17 protein-coding genes are annotated in these 17,755 nt (G+C 59.0%); 15 read left to right on the top strand and 2 right to left on the bottom strand.

Annotated elements, in window-relative coordinates; genetic code table 11:
• Nucleotides 1-105 precede the first annotated feature (105 nt).
• The 3 genes from cgtA (at nucleotide 106) to LOY56_RS22610 (ending at nucleotide 3,048) form a co-directional block, all read left to right on the top strand.
• Nucleotides 106-1,329 (top strand): Obg family GTPase CgtA, encoded by a 1,224-nt coding sequence (gene cgtA / locus LOY56_RS22620; protein WP_258617192.1) that lies wholly within the window; start codon nucleotides 106-108, stop codon nucleotides 1,327-1,329.
• A 123-nt stretch (nucleotides 1,330-1,452) separates the two neighbouring features.
• On the top strand, nucleotides 1,453-2,571 hold the full coding sequence (proB, locus tag LOY56_RS22615) for a glutamate 5-kinase (protein WP_258622845.1): 1,119 nt from the start codon (nucleotides 1,453-1,455) through the stop codon (nucleotides 2,569-2,571).
• Nucleotides 2,572-2,583: 12 nt separating this feature from the next.
• A complete protein-coding gene (locus LOY56_RS22610; protein ID WP_258617186.1) occupies nucleotides 2,584-3,048 on the top strand; it encodes a CreA family protein in 465 nt (154 codons plus the stop codon).
• 185 nt (nucleotides 3,049-3,233) lie between these two features.
• Here the strand turns inward: LOY56_RS22610 and rpsT are convergent, their stop codons facing one another.
• Nucleotides 3,234-3,512: a 30S ribosomal protein S20 gene (gene rpsT / locus LOY56_RS22605; RefSeq protein ID WP_007901883.1), complete on the bottom strand. Its 279-nt coding sequence runs from the start codon at nucleotides 3,510-3,512 to the stop codon at nucleotides 3,234-3,236.
• A 388-nt stretch (nucleotides 3,513-3,900) separates the two neighbouring features.
• Between rpsT and murJ the strand changes: the two genes are divergently transcribed.
• The 6 genes from murJ (at nucleotide 3,901) to ispH (ending at nucleotide 11,394) form a co-directional block, all read left to right on the top strand.
• A complete protein-coding gene (gene murJ, locus LOY56_RS22600) occupies nucleotides 3,901-5,439 on the top strand; it encodes a murein biosynthesis integral membrane protein MurJ (RefSeq protein WP_258617184.1) in 1,539 nt (512 codons plus the stop codon).
• 129 nt (nucleotides 5,440-5,568) lie between these two features.
• Nucleotides 5,569-6,519, top strand: a complete 951-nt coding sequence (gene ribF, locus LOY56_RS22595; protein ID WP_258617183.1) for a bifunctional riboflavin kinase/FAD synthetase — start codon at nucleotides 5,569-5,571, stop codon at nucleotides 6,517-6,519.
• Nucleotides 6,520-9,351 carry an isoleucine--tRNA ligase gene (gene ileS / locus LOY56_RS22590; protein WP_258617182.1) on the top strand — a complete coding sequence of 944 codons (2,832 nt, stop codon included), beginning with the start codon at nucleotides 6,520-6,522 and terminating at the stop codon, nucleotides 9,349-9,351.
• Nucleotides 9,344-9,856 (top strand): signal peptidase II, encoded by a 513-nt coding sequence (gene lspA, locus LOY56_RS22585; RefSeq protein ID WP_038981489.1) that lies wholly within the window; start codon nucleotides 9,344-9,346, stop codon nucleotides 9,854-9,856. The genes ileS and lspA overlap by 8 nt, the downstream gene beginning before the upstream one ends.
• Nucleotides 9,857-9,863: 7 nt before the next feature.
• Complete coding sequence (gene fkpB, locus LOY56_RS22580; protein WP_176466970.1) at nucleotides 9,864-10,301, top strand: FKBP-type peptidyl-prolyl cis-trans isomerase; 438 nt, start codon at nucleotides 9,864-9,866, stop codon at nucleotides 10,299-10,301.
• A 145-nt stretch (nucleotides 10,302-10,446) separates the two neighbouring features.
• Nucleotides 10,447-11,394: a 4-hydroxy-3-methylbut-2-enyl diphosphate reductase gene (ispH, locus tag LOY56_RS22575; RefSeq protein ID WP_150747772.1), complete on the top strand. Its 948-nt coding sequence runs from the start codon at nucleotides 10,447-10,449 to the stop codon at nucleotides 11,392-11,394.
• Here the strand turns inward: ispH and LOY56_RS22570 are convergent.
• Nucleotides 11,363-11,920 (bottom strand): GspH/FimT family pseudopilin, encoded by a 558-nt coding sequence (locus LOY56_RS22570; protein ID WP_258617180.1) that lies wholly within the window; start codon nucleotides 11,918-11,920, stop codon nucleotides 11,363-11,365. The genes ispH and LOY56_RS22570 overlap by 32 nt on opposite strands.
• Nucleotides 11,921-12,051: 131 nt before the next feature.
• Here LOY56_RS22570 and LOY56_RS22565 point away from each other — a divergent pair, with 131 nt between their 5' ends.
• The 6 genes from LOY56_RS22565 to LOY56_RS22540 are packed head-to-tail and all read left to right on the top strand — an operon-like array spanning nucleotide 12,052 to nucleotide 17,699.
• The gene (locus LOY56_RS22565) at nucleotides 12,052-12,525 is read left to right on the top strand and encodes a GspH/FimT family pseudopilin (protein WP_008008702.1); all 474 of its coding nucleotides are present in this window, start codon (nucleotides 12,052-12,054) and stop codon (nucleotides 12,523-12,525) included.
• Nucleotides 12,522-12,971 carry a type IV pilus modification protein PilV gene (gene pilV, locus LOY56_RS22560; RefSeq protein WP_258617179.1) on the top strand — a complete coding sequence of 150 codons (450 nt, stop codon included), beginning with the start codon at nucleotides 12,522-12,524 and terminating at the stop codon, nucleotides 12,969-12,971. Before LOY56_RS22565 ends, pilV begins: the two co-directional genes overlap by 4 nt.
• A complete protein-coding gene (locus LOY56_RS22555; protein WP_258617178.1) occupies nucleotides 12,968-13,681 on the top strand; it encodes a PilW family protein in 714 nt (237 codons plus the stop codon). The genes pilV and LOY56_RS22555 overlap by 4 nt, the downstream gene beginning before the upstream one ends.
• 10 nt (nucleotides 13,682-13,691) lie before the next feature.
• Entirely contained in the window at nucleotides 13,692-14,171 is a 480-nt protein-coding gene (locus LOY56_RS22550; RefSeq protein ID WP_258617177.1) for a PilX N-terminal domain-containing pilus assembly protein, read from the top strand.
• Nucleotides 14,158-17,280 carry a pilus assembly protein gene (locus LOY56_RS22545; RefSeq protein ID WP_258617176.1) on the top strand — a complete coding sequence of 1,041 codons (3,123 nt, stop codon included), beginning with the start codon at nucleotides 14,158-14,160 and terminating at the stop codon, nucleotides 17,278-17,280. The genes LOY56_RS22550 and LOY56_RS22545 overlap by 14 nt, the downstream gene beginning before the upstream one ends.
• A gap of 14 nt (nucleotides 17,281-17,294) precedes the next feature.
• Nucleotides 17,295-17,699, top strand: coding sequence for a type IV pilin protein (locus LOY56_RS22540; RefSeq protein ID WP_258617175.1), 405 nt, complete (start codon nucleotides 17,295-17,297; stop codon nucleotides 17,697-17,699).
• The last annotated feature ends 56 nt before the right edge of the window (nucleotides 17,700-17,755 follow it).

The raw sequence follows: 17,755 nt of genomic DNA, 5'->3' as shown, positions 1-17,755 counted from the left end.
CAGCGCTGTATTGGCGGTCGTTGATTGAGGTCGCTGCGCTCATTTTTGCAAGAGTCTTATGTCTAGGTTTTTTCGGCTCGTCCGTATGGCGAGAGGCGTTCTGTTATGAAGTTTGTTGATGAAGTATCGATTCGAGTAAAGGCCGGGGACGGCGGCAACGGTTGCATGAGCTTCCGTCGCGAAAAATTCATTGAAAACGGCGGCCCGAACGGCGGTGACGGTGGTGATGGCGGCTCGGTCTACATGATCGCCGACGAAAACCTCAACACCCTGGTGGACTACCGTTACACCCGGCACTTCGATGCCGAGCGTGGTTCCAATGGCGGCAGTACCGACTGCACCGGCAAGAAAGGTGAGGAGTTGGTGCTGCGCGTTCCGGTCGGCACTACCGTCATCGATTCCGCGACTCAGGAAGTGATCGGCGACCTGACCAAGGCCGGTCAGAAGCTGTTGGTGGCTCACGGTGGCTGGCACGGTTTGGGTAACACCCGTTTCAAATCCAGTACCAACCGGGCGCCGCGCCAGACCACGCCGGGCAAGCCGGGTGAGCAGCGCGACCTGAAGCTGGAAATGAAAGTATTGGCGGACGTCGGTCTGCTCGGTTTGCCGAACGCCGGCAAAAGTACCTTTATTCGCTCGGTATCGGCCGCCAAGCCGAAAGTCGCCGACTACCCGTTCACTACGCTGGTGCCGAACCTGGGTGTGGTCAGCGTCGATCGCTGGAAAAGCTTCGTGGTGGCGGACATTCCGGGCCTGATCGAAGGTGCTTCCGACGGCGCGGGTCTGGGGATTCGTTTCCTCAAGCACTTGTCGCGTACCCGTCTGCTGCTGCACCTCGTCGACATGGCGCCGCTGGATGACACCAGTGCTCCGGATGCCGCTGAAGTCATCGTCAGCGAGCTGACCAAGTTCAGTCCGTCCCTGGCTGAGCGCGATCGTTGGCTGGTGCTGAACAAGTGCGATCAGATTCTTGAAGAAGAGCACGATGATCGCGTCAAGGAAATCGTTGATCGTCTGGAGTGGACTGGTCCGGTCTATGTGATCTCTGCGATCGCCAAGCAAGGCACTGAGCGTCTTTGCCATGACATCATGCGTTATCTGGAAGATCGCGCCGATCGTCTGGCTAACGACCCAGCCTACAAGGAAGAGCTGGCCGAGCTCGATCAGCGCATCGAAGATGAGGCACGTGCCCAGTTGCAGGCGCTGGATGATCAGCGTGCGCTGCGTCGCAGTGGCGTGAAGTCGGTCCATGACATCGGTGACGACGATTGGGATGAAGAAGATGTGGATGATGAAGACGGTCCGGAAATCATTTACGTGCGTGACTGATTCGTTGCGATAAACTTAAGCGCCGCTCACCAGAGCGGCGTTTTAGTATCTGGAAATCGGTAGTCACGAATAACGTTACGGGCAGCGCTGAGTCGTGCTGTCCTCAAGCTAAGGTTGAAGATGATGCGGAGCAAGGTGACAGGTGCGCAGCGTTGGGTCGTGAAAATCGGCAGTGCTTTGCTGACGGCGGACGGCAAAGGCCTGGATCGCGCGGCAATGGGTGTCTGGGTTGAGCAGATGGTTGCCCTGCACGAGGCGGGCGTCGAACTGGTGCTGGTATCCTCCGGGGCGGTGGCGGCGGGTATGAGTCGTCTGGGCTGGACCGTACGACCCAGTGCGATGCACGAGTTGCAAGCGGCTGCCGCCATTGGTCAGATGGGGTTGGTGCAGGCTTGGGAGTCGAGCTTCGCCGAGCATGGTCGGCATACCGCGCAGATTCTCCTGACGCACGACGATTTGTCCGACCGCAAGCGCTACCTGAATGCTCGCAGCACGCTGCGCGCGTTGGTCGAGCTCAAGGTGATCCCGGTGATCAACGAGAACGACACCGTGGTCACTGACGAAATCCGTTTCGGCGACAACGACACATTGGCGGCGTTGGTGGCGAATCTGGTCGAAGCTGATTTGCTGGTGATCCTCACTGATCGCGATGGCATGTTCGATGCTGATCCGCGCAACAATCCCGACGCCAAGCTGATTTACGAGGCGCGTGCCGATGATCCGGCGCTGGATGCGGTGGCTGGCGGCACGGGCGGTGCGCTGGGGCGTGGCGGTATGCAGACCAAGTTGCGCGCTGCGCGTCTGGCGGCGCGTTCCGGTGCGCACACCATCATTGTCGGTGGGCGCATTGAGCGGGTGCTGGATCGTCTCAAGGCGGGCGATCGCATCGGCACCTTGCTGTCACCTGAGCGCGGCATGCTGGCGGCACGCAAGCAATGGTTGGCCGGCCATCTGCAAACCCGCGGCACGCTGGTGCTGGATGCGGGGGCGGTGACGGCGTTGTCCCAAGGCAACAAAAGTTTGCTGCCGGTGGGCGTCAAACTGGTCCAGGGCAGTTTTCGTCGCGGCGAAATGGTGGTCTGCGTGGCGCCGGACGGTCGTGAAATCGCCCGTGGCTTGGCCAACTACAGTGCTTTGGAAGCGCAAAAAATCATCGGTCGGTCGTCTGAGGCGATTGTCGGTCTGCTGGGTTACATGGCGGAGCCGGAACTGGTTCACCGCGATAACCTGATTCTGGTCTAAAGGAATACCTGAATGCGTGTGGCAAAAGGATTATTGGGCTTGTTGTTGGCGATGCCGCTACTGGCCTCGGCCGATGAAATTGGCCAGGTGTCGACGGTGTTCAAATTTGTTGGCCCGAACGACCGTATCGTTGTTGAGGCGTTTGATGATCCGGAAGTGGATGGCGTGACCTGCTACCTGTCGCGCGCCAAGACCGGCGGCGTAAAGGGTGGGTTGGGTCTGGCCGAGGATCGCGCTGAGGCCTCTATTGCGTGTCGTCAGGTTGGGCCGATCAACTTCAAGGGTGAGCTCAAGGATGGCGAGGAGGTGTTCAAGGAGCGCACGTCCTTGGTGTTCAAGACCATGCAGGTGGTGCGATTCCTCGACAAGAAGCGCAATACGCTGGTGTACCTGGTTTATAGCGATCGTTTGATCGAAGGCAGCCCGCAGAATGCGGTGACGGCGATTCCGATTCTGCCGTGGACGCACGCTCAATAAGCTAGCGAAGATGCAAAATGTGGGAGCGGGCTTGCTCGCGAAGACTGGCTGACATGCGGCATTTATGCTGACTGTTGCGCCGCCTTCGCGAGCAAGCCCGCTCCCGCATTTTTTTGCGTGGCGTTTGCCAGGTCGCAGGCAATAAAAAACCGACCCTGAGGTCGGTTTTTTAATGAGCGTGTCGCTTAGGCAGCAGCGGCAACGTTCAGGGCCTTTACGTGGCCATTCAGGCGGCTCTTATGACGAGCAGCTTTGTTCTTGTGGATGATGCCTTTATCGGCCATACGGTCGATAACTGGCACAGCCAGAACGTAAGCAGCTTGAGCTTTGGCAGCGTCTTTTGCGTCGATGGCCTTAACTACATTCTTGATGTAGGTACGAACCATGGAACGCAGGCTGGCGTTGTGGCTGCGACGCTTCTCAGCCTGTTTTGCACGTTTTTTGGCGGAAGGTGTGTTGGCCACCGTCGAGCTCCTCGAAAGACTTTTTAGGAAATAGCAAACAAAATAGGCCGCGAATCATGCCGATGAGTTGATGTCTTGTCAAGGGCGGGAGAAACGTTCCGCTAAGTGGCCGGTTCCGGCCCCCATGAAAACTACTGCGCTCGGCAATACAGCGTTGAAAACAGACTCGAAATGCTCATTGACTAACGTCAACTGCGCTTTCTCGCCTGCTTTCGCCTTGTCTTGCCTTCGCTCGCTACGTTTTCAAGGGGACGGTGAGCTGGATATTTCTTTCCGGCGTGCGACCTGTAAACTCGCGAGCTTTGGCTCTGTGCTGTTGCGGCGCGGAGTATCGCATAAGTGGGCGCGTTGTTCGCCTGCTGTTTATCGACAGGCAAAAACTCTTTCAATGAATCTGCTCAAATCGTTGGCCGCTGTCAGCTCTATCACGATGCTTTCCCGGGTGTTGGGGTTTGTTCGTGACACCCTTGTCGCGCGTGCATTTGGTGCCGGAATGGCGACCGACGCCTTCTTTATCGCCTTCAAACTGCCCAATCTGCTGCGGCGGATCTTCGCTGAAGGGGCTTTTTCCCAGGCATTCGTGCCGATTCTCGCTGAGTACAAAAGCCAGAAGGGCGAGGAGGCGACGCGAACGTTCATTGCCTATGTCTCGGGCCTGTTGACGTTGGTGCTGGCGCTGGTCACCGCGCTGGGCATGCTCGCTGCGCCTTGGGTCATCTGGGCCACAGCGCCGGGTTTCGCCACTACCCCGGAAAAATTCGCGCTGACCACCGATCTGCTACGGGTCACTTTTCCTTATATATTGCTGATCTCCCTGTCTTCATTGGCCGGAGCGATCCTCAACACCTGGAACCGCTTTTCGGTGCCGGCCTTCGTGCCGACCCTGCTCAATGTCAGCATGATCATCTTTGCGGTGTTCCTGACGCCGTATTTCGATCCGCCGGTAATGGCGCTGGGCTGGGCCGTTCTGGTAGGCGGTCTGGCGCAGTTGCTGTTTCAGCTGCCGCACCTGAAAAAGATCGGCATGCTGGTGCTGCCGCGCCTGAATCTGCGCGATAGCGGCGTCTGGCGGGTCATGAAACAGATGCTGCCAGCGATCATCGGCGTTTCGGTGAGTCAGATTTCGCTGATCATCAACACCATATTTGCGTCGTTTCTGGTGGCCGGTTCCGTGTCCTGGATGTATTACGCCGATCGCCTGATGGAATTGCCATCCGGTGTGCTGGGGGTGGCGCTGGGTACGATTCTGCTGCCGACCCTGGCCAGGACTTATGCCAGCCAGGATCGTCATGAGTACTCGCGGATCCTCGATTGGGGTCTGCGTCTATGCTTCATGCTGGTATTGCCGTGCGCCCTGGCGTTGGGGATTCTGGCTGAGCCGTTGACGGTTTCGCTGTTCCAGTACGGACAGTTCAGCGCTTTCGATGCGGCCATGACTCAGCGCGCGTTGATTGCTTATTCCGTCGGCTTGCTGGGGATTATTGTGATCAAAGTGCTGGCGCCGGGCTTTTATGCGCAACAAAACATCCGCACTCCGGTAAAAATCGCGATTTTTACCCTGATCGTCACTCAACTGTTCAACCTGGTCCTGATCGGTCCGCTGGCTCATGCCGGTCTGGCCCTGGCCATCAGCGCGGGTGCCTGCCTCAACGCCGGGCTGCTGTTTTATCAACTGCGCAAGCAGCAGATGTATCAGCCACAGCCGGGCTGGGCGAAGTTCGGGCTTAAACTGTTGGTGGCGGTCGCCGTGATGTCCGCTGTATTGCTGGGTGCAATGCACTTCATGCCGGCCTGGGGGGAAGGGCATATGCTGGAGCGCTTGTTGCGTCTGGGCGCATTGGTGATCGCTGGCGTGGTGGTCTACTTCGGCATGTTGCTGTTGATGGGCTTCCGTTTGCGCGACTTCAATCGCAAGGCCTTGAACTGAGGCTTTTGTCTCGATAAACACGGGCGGGCCGGCGGTTTTGTCGGCTCGATCACTTTGGGTTACGGTGTTGCCTGTCGTCGGCCGCCGGGTGTGGTTATAATCGACCACTTTATGAGCAAGAAGCGCGTTATGCAGCTGGTTCGAGGCCTCCACAACCTGCGCCCCCAGCATCGGGGCTGTGTCGCCACTATTGGCAACTTTGACGGTGTTCACCGTGGTCACCAGGCTATCCTGGCCCGGCTGCGTGAGCGTGCGCTCGAGTTGGGCGTGCCCAGCTGCGTGGTGATTTTCGAGCCGCAGCCGCGAGAATTCTTCGCCCCGGACACCGCTCCAGCCCGTCTGGCCCGCCTGCGAGACAAGCTGCAACTGCTGGCCGAAGAAGGCGTCGACCGGGTGCTGTGCCTGGCGTTCAATCAGCGGCTGAGCAAGCTCAGTGCCAGCGAGTTCGTCGATGCCATTCTGGTGGACGGTCTGGGCGTGCAGCATCTGGAAGTCGGCGACGATTTCCGTTTTGGTTGTGACCGGCTAGGGGATTTCGATTTCCTGCAACAAGCTGGCGTCCTTCAGGGGTTTACCGTCGAAGCGGCGCAGACCGTCGAGCTGGACGGCATTCGTGTCAGCAGCACTCAGGTGCGTAATGCCCTGGCAGCTGCCGATTTTGCCTTGGCCGAGCGGCTGCTCGGTCATCCGTACCGGATTGCCGGGCGGGTGCTGCACGGCCAGAAGCTGGCGCGCCAGTTGGGTACGCCCACGGCCAACGTGCAGCTCAAGCGTCGTCGTGTGCCGCTGAGCGGGGTTTACCTGGTCAACGTCGACATCGACGGCAAGACCTGGCCAGGCGTCGCCAATATCGGCGTGCGGCCAACGGTCGAAGGGGATGGCAAAGCCCACCTCGAAGTACACCTTTTAGATTTTGCCGGCGATCTGTATGACCGGCGTTTGACGGTGGTTTTCCACCACAAGCTGCGTGAAGAGCAGCGTTTCGCCTCTCTGGAGGCGCTTAAGACGGCGATCAATGCGGATGTCGCCGCCGCCCGTGCCCTGTCGCACCTAGCGCCAATCGCTAATGAAGAGCCTTAAATGACCGACTATAAAGCCACGCTAAACCTTCCGGACACCGCCTTCCCAATGAAGGCCGGCCTGCCTCAGCGCGAACCGCAGATTCTGCAGCGCTGGGACAGCATTGGCCTGTACGGTAAGTTGCGCGAGATTGGCAAGGATCGTCCGAAGTTCGTGCTTCACGACGGTCCTCCGTACGCCAACGGCACGATTCACATCGGTCATGCACTGAACAAGATTCTCAAGGACATGATCATCCGCTCGAAAACCCTGTCGGGTTTCGACGCGCCTTATGTGCCGGGCTGGGACTGCCACGGTCTGCCGATCGAGCACAAAGTCGAAGTGACCCACGGCAAGAACCTGGGCGCGGACAAGACCCGCGAGCTATGCCGTGCCTACGCCACCGAGCAGATCGAAGGCCAGAAGTCCGAATTCATCCGTCTGGGCGTGTTGGGCGACTTCGCCAACCCGTACAAGACCATGGACTTCAAAAACGAAGCCGGTGAAATCCGTGCCCTGGCGGAAATCGTCAAGGGTGGCTTCGTGTTCAAAGGCCTGAAGCCTGTGAACTGGTGCTTTGACTGCGGTTCGGCCCTGGCTGAAGCGGAAGTCGAGTACGAGAACAAAAAATCCGCGACCATCGACGTGGCGTTCCCGATCGCCGACGAAGCCAAGCTGGCCACCGCGTTCGGTCTGCCATCGCTGGGCAAACCCGCCTCGATCGTGATCTGGACTACCACCCCGTGGACCATCCCGGCCAACCAGGCGCTGAACGTTCACCCAGAGTTCAACTACGCCCTGGTCGACGTCGGCGACAAACTGCTGGTGCTGGCTGAAGAGCTGGTCGAGTCGTGCCTTGCCCGTTACAGCCTGGAAGGTTCGGTCATTGCGACCACCACCGGTAAAGCACTGGAACTGATCAACTTCCGTCACCCGTTCTACGATCGCCTGTCGCCGGTTTACCTGGCTGACTACGTCGAACTGGGCGCCGGCACCGGCGTGGTTCACTCCGCGCCAGCCTATGGCGTAGACGACTTCGTGACCTGCAAAGCCTACGGCATGGTCAACGATGACATCCTCAATCCGGTGCAAAGCAATGGCGTGTACGCGACATCGCTGGAGTTCTTCGGCGGCCAGTTCATCTGGAAGGCCAACCCGGCCATTGTCGACAAACTGACCGAAGTCGGCGCGCTGCTGCACACCACCATCATCGAACACAGCTACATGCATTGCTGGCGTCACAAGACTCCGCTGATCTACCGCGCCACCGCACAGTGGTTCATCGGCATGGACAAAGAACCTGCGACCGGCGAAACCCTGCGCAAGCGGGCGATCAAAGCCATCGAAGACACCAGGTTCGTTCCGGCCTGGGGCCAGGCGCGTCTGCACTCGATGATCGCCAACCGTCCTGACTGGTGCATCTCCCGTCAGCGCAACTGGGGCGTGCCGATCCCGTTCTTCCTGAACAAGGAAAGCGGTGAGCTGCACCCGCGCACCGTCGAGCTGATGGAAATCGTCGCCCAGCGCGTCGAAGTCGAAGGCATCGAAGCCTGGTTCAAGATGGACGCCGCCGAGTTGCTCGGTGAAGAAGCGCCGCTGTACGACAAGATCAGCGACACCCTGGACGTCTGGTTCGACTCGGGCACCACGCACTGGCACGTCCTGCGCGGTTCGCACTCGATGGGCCACGAGACCGGTCCACGCGCCGACCTGTACCTGGAAGGTTCGGACCAACACCGCGGCTGGTTCCACTCGTCGTTGCTGACCGGTTGCGCCATCGACGACCACGCCCCGTACCGCGAGCTGCTGACCCACGGTTTCACCGTTGACGAGTCCGGTCGCAAAATGTCGAAGTCCTTGGGCAACGTCATCGCGCCGCAGAAGGTCAACGACACACTGGGCGCCGATATCATGCGTCTGTGGGTCGCTTCTACCGACTACTCGGGTGAAATGGCGGTTTCCGAGCAGATCCTGCAACGCAGTGCGGACGCCTACCGGCGCATCCGTAACACCGCGCGCTTCCTGCTTTCCAACCTGACCGGTTTCAACCCGGCCACCGACATCCTGCCGGCCGAAGAAATGCTGGCGCTGGACCGTTGGGCCGTGGATCGTACCCTGCTGCTGCAACGCGAGCTGCAAGAGCACTACGGCGAATACCGCTTCTGGAACGTCTACTCCAAAATCCACAACTTCTGCGTGCAGGAGCTGGGCGGTTTCTACCTCGACATCATCAAGGACCGTCAGTACACCACTGGCGCCAACAGCAAGGCCCGTCGTTCGGCGCAAACCGCGCTGTACCACATCAGCGAAGCGCTGGTGCGCTGGATCGCGCCGATCCTGGCGTTCACCGCCGACGAGCTGTGGCAGTACCTGCCGGGCGAGCGTAACGAGTCTGTGATGCTCAACACCTGGTACGAAGGCCTGACCGAATTGCCGGAAGGCTTCGAGCTGGACCGCGCCTACTGGGAGCGGATCATGGCGGTGAAGGTGGCGGTCAACAAGGAAATGGAGATCCAGCGCGCGGCGAAGGCCGTCGGTGGCAACCTGCAAGCCGAAGTGACGCTGTTCGCCGAAGACGCGCTGAGCGCCGACCTGGCCAAGCTGAGCAACGAACTGCGCTTCGTGTTGATCACCTCGACTGCCACCGTTGCGCCGTTCGTTCAGGCGCCGGGCGATGCCGTAGTCACCGAAGTTGGCGGTTTGAAACTGCAAGTGGTCAAGTCGAGCCATGCCAAGTGCGCCCGTTGCTGGCACTGCCGTGAAGACGTCGGCGTGAACCCGGAGCATCCGGAAATCTGCGGTCGTTGCGTCGACAACATCAGCGGCGCTGGCGAGGTTCGTCACTATGCCTAATGCAGTTGGCCGTTTCGGACGGTTGAGCTGGCTCTGGTTGAGTTTGCTGGTCCTGGTCATCGACCAGGCCAGCAAGTTCTACTTCGAAGGCTCGCTGAGCATGTACCAGCAAATCGTGGTGATCCCCGATTACTTCAGCTGGACTCTGGCCTACAACACTGGCGCGGCGTTCAGTTTCCTGGCTGACAGCTCGGGCTGGCAGCGCTGGCTGTTCGCCCTGATCGCAGTGGTGGTCAGTGCGGTGCTGGTGATCTGGCTCAAGCGCCTGGGGCGCAACGAAACCTGGCTGGCAGTCGCCTTGGCGCTGGTGCTGGGTGGCGCGTTGGGTAACCTGTACGACCGCATTGCCCTGGGCCATGTGATCGATTTCATTCTGGTGCATTGGCAGAACCGCTGGTATTTCCCGGCGTTCAACTTTGCCGACAGCGCAATTTCTGTCGGTGCCGTGATGCTTGCACTGGATATGTTCAAAAGTAAAAAGACCGGAGAAACCGTTCATGACTGAACAGGTATTGGCTGAGCAACGCATCGGCCAGAACACGGAAGTCACCTTGCACTTTGCATTGCGTCTGGAGAACGGCGATACCGTCGACAGTACCTTCGACAAAGCCCCGGCGACCTTCAAGGTTGGCGACGGCAGCCTGTTGCCAGGTTTCGAAGCAGCGCTGTTCGGCTTCAAAGCCGGCGACAAACGTACCCTGACCATCGAGCCGGAAAACGCCTTTGGTCAGCCGAACCCGCAAAACGTGCAGATCATCCCGCGCTCGCAGTTCAAGGATATGGAGTTGTCGCCAGGATTGCTGGTGATCTTCAATGATGCGGCCAATACCGAGCTGCCCGGTGTGGTGAAAGAATTCGATGACGCCCAGGTGACCATCGACTTCAACCACCCGCTGGCCGGTAAAACCTTGACCTTTGACGTCGAGATCTTCAACGTCAAAGCGCTGTAATACCGTGTAGGAGCAGAGCTTGCTCGCGAAGACGTCATCACATTCAGCATCAATGTTGACTGACACACCGCCTTCGCGAGCAAGCTCTGCTCCTACAGGGATTGCAATGATCTAACTTCCCTGCGCGCAAGACACGAGGCACAGCATGCAAATCAAACTCGCCAACCCCCGTGGCTTCTGCGCCGGTGTGGACCGGGCGATCGAAATCGTCAATCGCGCCCTGGAAGTCTTCGGGCCGCCGATCTACGTGCGCCACGAAGTGGTTCACAATAAATTCGTCGTCGAAGACCTGCGCGCCCGTGGGGCGATCTTCGTCGAGGAACTGGATCAGGTGCCGGACGACGTGATCGTGATCTTCAGCGCCCATGGCGTTTCCCAGGCCGTGCGCACCGAAGCCGCTGGCCGTGGCCTGAAGGTGTTCGATGCGACCTGCCCGCTGGTAACCAAGGTGCACATCGAAGTGGCGCGTTACAGCCGCGATGGCCGTGAATGCATCCTCATCGGCCACGCCGGTCACCCGGAAGTCGAAGGCACCATGGGCCAGTACGATGGCAGCAATGGTGGCGCGATTTATCTGGTCGAGGACGAGAAAGACGTCGCCGCGTTGCAGGTGAACAACCCTGAAAAACTCGCCTTCGTCACCCAGACCACCCTGTCCATGGACGATACCAGTCGCGTGATCGACGCCCTGCGTGCCCGGTTCCCGGCGATCGGAGGTCCGCGCAAGGACGACATCTGCTACGCCACGCAAAACCGTCAAGACGCCGTCAAGCAACTGGCAGACGAATGCGACGTGGTGTTGGTGGTCGGCAGCCCGAACAGCTCCAACTCCAATCGTCTGCGTGAACTGGCCGAACGTATGGCCACCCCGGCCTATCTGATTGACGGTGCCGAAGACCTGCAAAAGAGTTGGTTCGACGGTGTCGAGCGGATTGGCATCACTGCCGGAGCCTCCGCTCCGGAAGTGCTGGTGCGTGGCGTGATCCAGCAATTGCAGGCCTGGGGCGCCACCGGGGCCGATGAACTGGCCGGCCGCGAAGAGAACATCACGTTCTCCATGCCTAAAGAGCTGCGCGTGCGTTCGTTGCTGTAACGCTTTTCGCCTTTCGACACAGCGCCTGCTCAGCCTTTTCGTTGGCCAGGCGCACTCGACCGCTCGCGGCCAGCACTACCTGGAGCAGGCTGACCGGCTCGCGAGCCGAACAAATATGTAGCGTCCCTGCCTGAAACGCTCCTTCGGGCATCTGCGGTTCCCCCAGACTACTGAACCGCACAAAACGCCTGACCCACCAATTACCGACAATCGGCGTCCGTGCATCGCTCGCGCGCTCGACCAGCAGCGGGTTGCTGCTGTCCTCCGGCCCTTTGCCGCTGATGTCCAGAATGATTCGCCAGCCTTGGCTCCAATCGCCATTGATGCCATGGATGACTACGCTCTGGTTGCGGGTGATGGCCAGGGTTCTGGCGTGACGGATCCCGCCCACCAGCGACTCGGCCGCTTGCTCCCGATGGTTCGATTCTGTGAAGGCAGCGAACGCCGGGCTGACCAGTTGCAGAACAATCCCGACAATTGTCAGTCCCATGAGCAGTTCGATCAGGCTGAAACCTTGCTGATGCATGTCATTTCCTTCCCTGGAGTGCTGCGGCCCGCGTGATCCCTGCGCGAGTAATGGCAAAACAACCGTACATCCGCCGGTCGAATGTTCTAGCGTGTAGAAGCAGGTATAGCCGACGGCAACGGAGGGCACCGATGGATCATCGTACAAAAGGTTTCACGCTGATCGAGCTGCTGATCACGCTCGCCGTGTTTCTGATCCTGATCAGCCTGGCTGTTCCGGCGTTTACCCGCTCGGTGCAAAGCACCAAGGCCGACACCGAGATCGGCGACCTGCAACGCGCGCTCAATTACGCCCGGCTTGAGGCGATCGACCGGGGCATTACCACCCGGGTTCGCCCGACAGCAGGCGGGAGTGTCTGGACCGGCGATCTGACCGTTTATGACGGTACCGGCAACCCGGCCAATGTATTGCGGGTTGTTCCAGCGATGAGCAGTGGCGCCACTCTGACGCTAACCTCAGGAGTGACCGCAATTGATTTCAACAATCTGGGCGGTTTGTCGGCGCCGTCCACGGCCGTCGTGATCAGTTATGTACTGGGGGCACAGAGCAGGACGCTGAATGTGTGTTTGAACGGACGAATTCTATTGGGTGGAAGTTGCGGATGAGGGGTTGGAGCAAGCGTGCACAGGAAGGCATGACGCTGATCGAGGTACTGGTCGCGTTGTTGGTTCTGGCCGTGGGGTTGTTGGGCGCGGCGGCGATTCAGCTCAATGCGCTGAAATACACCGATAGCTCGCGGATGACCAGTCAGGCGAGTTTTATCGCCTACGACATGATGGACCGCATTCGCGCCAACTCCGGCGCCGATTACACCGTTACGCCACCGACCTCGGGCAATTTGAGCGTGGCCCGGGATCAGGACCTTTTCGACTTCACCCGCAACATCGCCAGTTTCGGCGGCGCCACGGCGACCGGCAGCATCACCCGCAACCAGCGGGTGTACACCATTACCATTACCTGGGACGACTCGCGGGCTGCCAATAACGCCGACTCGCGCCGCAGTTTCGTCGTTGTCAGCCGCGCCACCGTTGATCCGGCGACGACACCATGATCAGAGCCAATAGAGGTTTCGGCCTGATCGAATTGCTGATCGCTCTGGCGTTGAGCCTGGTGGTGATTCTGGGTGTGGCACAGATTTTCATCGCGGCTAAAAACACCTACGTCAGCCAGAACACTGCCGCCGGCATGCAGGAAGATGCACGGTTTGTCCTGAGTAAAATGATTCAGGAAATCCGCATGGTCGGTATGTTTGGTTGTCTGGGTACGATTACCGATGCCAGCACGGCAGGGAGTTTCAATGCCAGTCAAATCACGCCGATCAGTTGGGACAATGCCAACCTCAAATTGACTCTGGTCACCGCCGATGTCGGCGGCAGTGGCGGGGTGCCAACCTGGACGGTATTTTCCGACTGCCGCAACACCGCGACGGCTTACTCCGGTGCGCCTGCGCCGCCGTCGGGACAGTTGGCGTTTCCGATCCGGCGTCTGGTCTACAGCTTCAGTAACGATCAACTGCTGATGGGCTCTGGTGCCGGCACGCCGACGCAGCAGGTGTTGGTGAACAATGTCAGCGCCTTCAATGTGAGCTTCGGCCTCGCCAGTTCGGCCACGGATACGGCCGCCTCCAGCTACAGCAGCAACCCGTCCGATCCGGCGCGAATCCGCAGTGTGCGGCTCACGCTGACGCTGAGGGACCCGAACGACCGGGTACACAGTCAAACCTTCAACGTGGTTGCCGCCTTGCGCAACCGGTTGCCATGAGGGAGGGCCGATGAATATTTCTCCCATGACCCCTCACGCCCAGCGCGGCATGGCGCTGTTGGTCAGCCTGGTATTTCTGCTGGTGCTGACATTGATCGGTCTTTCGTCAATGCAAAGCGCTACGTTGCAGGAAAAAATGGCCGGCAGCGTGATCCTGCGCAATCAGTCGTTCCAGGGCGCGGAAGCGGCGTTGCGCGTAGGTGAAAGCGCGGTGCAACTGAATAGCTATTCATTGCCGGTTTGCAGCGGTACCAGCCAATGCGCGCCGCCAGCCGAGGCGTCGGTCATTACCGCCCCCGGGTTCAATTCCACCTCGGGGGTGACCTGGATCGCCTCCGGCAGCGGCTTTTATGGTGTGCAGAACATCGGCACCACCCTGACGGCCGTGAACGTACCAAGCAACACGTCGGCAACGCTATACCGGGTGACCGCCGTGGGCATCGCGGGCAACTCGCGCAGTGTGGTGGAGAGTATCTATGCGAAGTACTGAAACCCGCACAGGCTGGCGCTGTTGGTTGTTGCAGGTGTTCTGCGGCGCGGCGTTGAGTCTTTATCTGACGGCACCGGCTTACGCCTTCACGCCCTCGGATTCGCCGCTGTTGAACACCGCTGCCGTGGCGCCCAATGTGATGTTGTTGCTCGATGACTCGAAGGGTATGAACAGCATTATCTGGGCGGCAGGCTTCGACCCGACGGTCGCACGTACCCCGGTGACTATTTGCCTCTCCAATGGTTCGTGCAACAAAGGCCGCGACCTTGACATGACCGATACCAATATTTCTTTGTCGCGTTTGAATCATGGGACGTGTTCGAAGGCCGGATGGTACGGTTTTTATACGAACAGCGTTTCCGGTCTGGATTCGCTTTGCCTGAAGCTTCCTGATCCGGTGGGGAGCGAGGACACCCTATATACGGCGAATTACCTGTCCTATCTGATAAGCCTGGCGAACAATGCTGACCGGGATTTCACTGATGGTTCGATCCCCAATGATTACCGGATGAATGTGGCGCGCAGCGTCTCCAGGACGTTAGTGACCAGCAACCGCTCGCTGCGCATCGGCCTGGCAACGTTCAACCTGGCTGTCGGCAACCATAAGGATGACGGTGCTTACATCGTCCGTTCGATCAGTGATTTGTCGGCAGTCAGCGGCACCGTGACTCAGGCTCAGGCGGATACCAACTACAACGCATTGATCACCGGAATTGATGACCTGAGCGCACAGGCCAATGTGCCGCTGGCTGAAGCCTATTACGAGGTCACCCGCTATTTCCGTGGCATGGCGCCCTACAACAACTCGACGGTCACCACCTACACCAGTCCGATTCAGTATCGCTGCCAGAGAAATTACGGGGTGGTGATCACCGGTGGTCTGCCGACCTACGACCACACCTTTCCCACCGACGATCCGCTGGGTGACAACCGCTTACCGAACTGGGACGGTATCAGCAGTAACGATGGCGCCAACCCCGTCGGCGACAAAGAGGGCGACACCTTTTATCTGGATGACATCGCCAAGTTCGCCTTCGATATTGACCTGCGATCCACGGGAACTGACTCCACAGGAAAAAGCTGGAACGCCTTGGATTTTCCCAAGCAGAACCTCAACACCTATACCGTGGGTTTCACCGTGGCAAACCAGATGTTGTCGGATGCCGCCAGCTATGGGCAGGGTAAGTACTATCAGGCGACCGATAGCGAGGGGCTCAACAGCGCGTTGTCTTCAGCCTTGAGCGATATCACTTCCAAGGCAGGCTCCGGTGGCAGCGGCGTGACCAGTGGCACGACCCTGACCAGCAACTCGAGCTACTTCCAGAGCAGCTATGACCCCAAGGACTGGCGGGGCACCATAAAGTCCTTTGGTTTCACATCGGCGGGAATAGTCAATACGGCCACAGTGCTGTGGACCACCGATACCACCATCGTGCCTGGTGCCACCGCGCCGACCTACCAGTCCTGGAACACGCAGACCAACGCGGCTGTCACCTTGGCCTACAGCAATTTCTCATCGGCCCAGCAGACATCCCTCAGCCAGGGGCTGCCTACCGGCATTACCGGCAGCGATCTGGTGGAGTGGAGCAAGGGCACCAACAAAACCGGGTTGAAAGCGCGCAGTGTATTGCTCGGCGATATCATCAATTCGCCGCTCGTGCTGGCCGCGCCCACGGACCAAACCGCGTCCGATCTGGTGGGCGACACCAGTTACAGCACTTATCTCACCACCAAAGCCGCCAATATGAACTCCAGCCTGGTGGTGAATGCAAACGACGGTTTTGTAAACATCATCAATTCCACCAACGGGGCCAGACGCTACGCCTATATGCCCGCCAGTGTGCTGCCATCATTGCGCTACATTGCTGACCCCACTTACATCAATGGTGTGAGCCACAAATATCTGGTCGACGGCCAAGTCGGTGTGTTTGATACCCAACTCAACGGCGCCTGGAAAACCCTGGCGATTGGCGGAACAGGGGCGGGCGGCAAAACCTTCTATGCGCTGCAACTGTTCGACGCCTCGGCCGGTAACGTGACCAAAGCGCTGTGGGAAATCAGTGCACCGGCCACGGCCAGTACTGCGAACGTTTTCAATGATCTGGGTTATGCCTATGCGCGTCCCGAAGTGGCACGCTTGGCCGATGGTCGCTGGGCGGCGTTTATCTCCAATGGTTATGGCAGCAATTCCGGGGTGGCGGCACTGTATGTGGTGGATATCCGTGACGGCTCGCTGATCAAGAAAATCGTGGTCGATGGTACGGAAACCACTAATGGTCTGTCGTCGGTAAAGCTCCGGGTCAACTCACAGAATGTGGTCCAGGCCGCCTATGGTGGCGACCTGAAAGGACAGTTGTGGAAGTTCGATTTGAGCGGCACCAGCCCCGACACCTGGGGTGTGGCGTTTTCCGGCAAGCCGTTGTTTACCACGGCCGGCGGCGCGACCCAGCCAATCACTGTGCAGCCATTGCTGGCTGATCACGCATTGGGCGGCAAAGAAGTGTTTTTCGGTACCGGCAAACTCAATGAGGCCGGCGACAAGACCAACAAGGACGTGCAGGCGTTCTACGCGGTATGGGATGCGGAGGGGGGCGCCGGCCAAATTACCGCGTCCAGCTTGCAGGCGCAGGCGGTGACTGGCGTATTTTCGGGCAGCACCGGACAATTCATCACTACCAGCCAGAATGAAGTGACCTACCCGGCAAAGAAAGGCTGGTACTTGCCCTTGGTGTACAACAACGTGCTGACGGGGGAGCGGGTACTCAATCAGGCCAGTCTGGTGTCAGGGCGAATCGTCTTTACCACCGCCAGTATGGATACCATAGACCCCTGTACCAGCTTCGGCACTGGCAAACTGGTCGAGCTCGATGCGTTCAGCGGTAAGATGCTCAATTACGCGGTGCTCGATACCAATGGCGACGGGACGGTCGACAGCACTGACACGATTTCCAGCGGGGTGATCTTCACGGGCGGTATTCCGACTTTGAACGCGGTCGTCAATGACGCAACCCGCAAAGTGGTGAACGATTCCGGTGGTGGCGTGACCACTCTGGTGGAAGAGTCCGGTGGCGACAGCGGCCGTCGCATCATGTGGCGACAAATACAGTAAGTGAGAGTTGAGGCATGCGCAGATCCAACCTAGGTTTTACCCTGATCGAAATCATGATCGTGATAGCGATCATCGGGATCGTCATCACCATTGGCTATCCGAGCCTCACTGAGTACGTAAAAAAGGGCCGCCGCACTGAAGTGGCAGGGCTACTTTCCGAGCAGGCGCAGATTCTTGAGCGCTTCTATTCGAAGAATAATTATGTCTACACCAATGCCACCGGCCTGAGTGCCGGCAATGATTTCTATACCATCACCCCGACCCTTACCGATCAGACTTTCCTGCTGACGGCAACACGCAAGGCCGGTTCGACCATGGCGAGCGACAAGTGCGGTGATTTCACCCTTACCAACACCGGCGTCAGAAGCATGGTCAATGCAGCGTCCGGCCTGACCACCAGGGATTGCTGGGGTCGCTGAGTTTCTTTATTCGGGCGCCCTTTGCGCCTTCTGCCTATTGAACGGTTGGATCAGAA

Origin of the sequence: Pseudomonas sp. B21-048 (assembly GCF_024748615.1) — a bacterium.
In the GTDB taxonomy this organism is placed as follows: domain Bacteria; phylum Pseudomonadota; class Gammaproteobacteria; order Pseudomonadales; family Pseudomonadaceae; genus Aquipseudomonas.
This window is presented reverse-complemented; position numbering and strand designations above follow the sequence as displayed.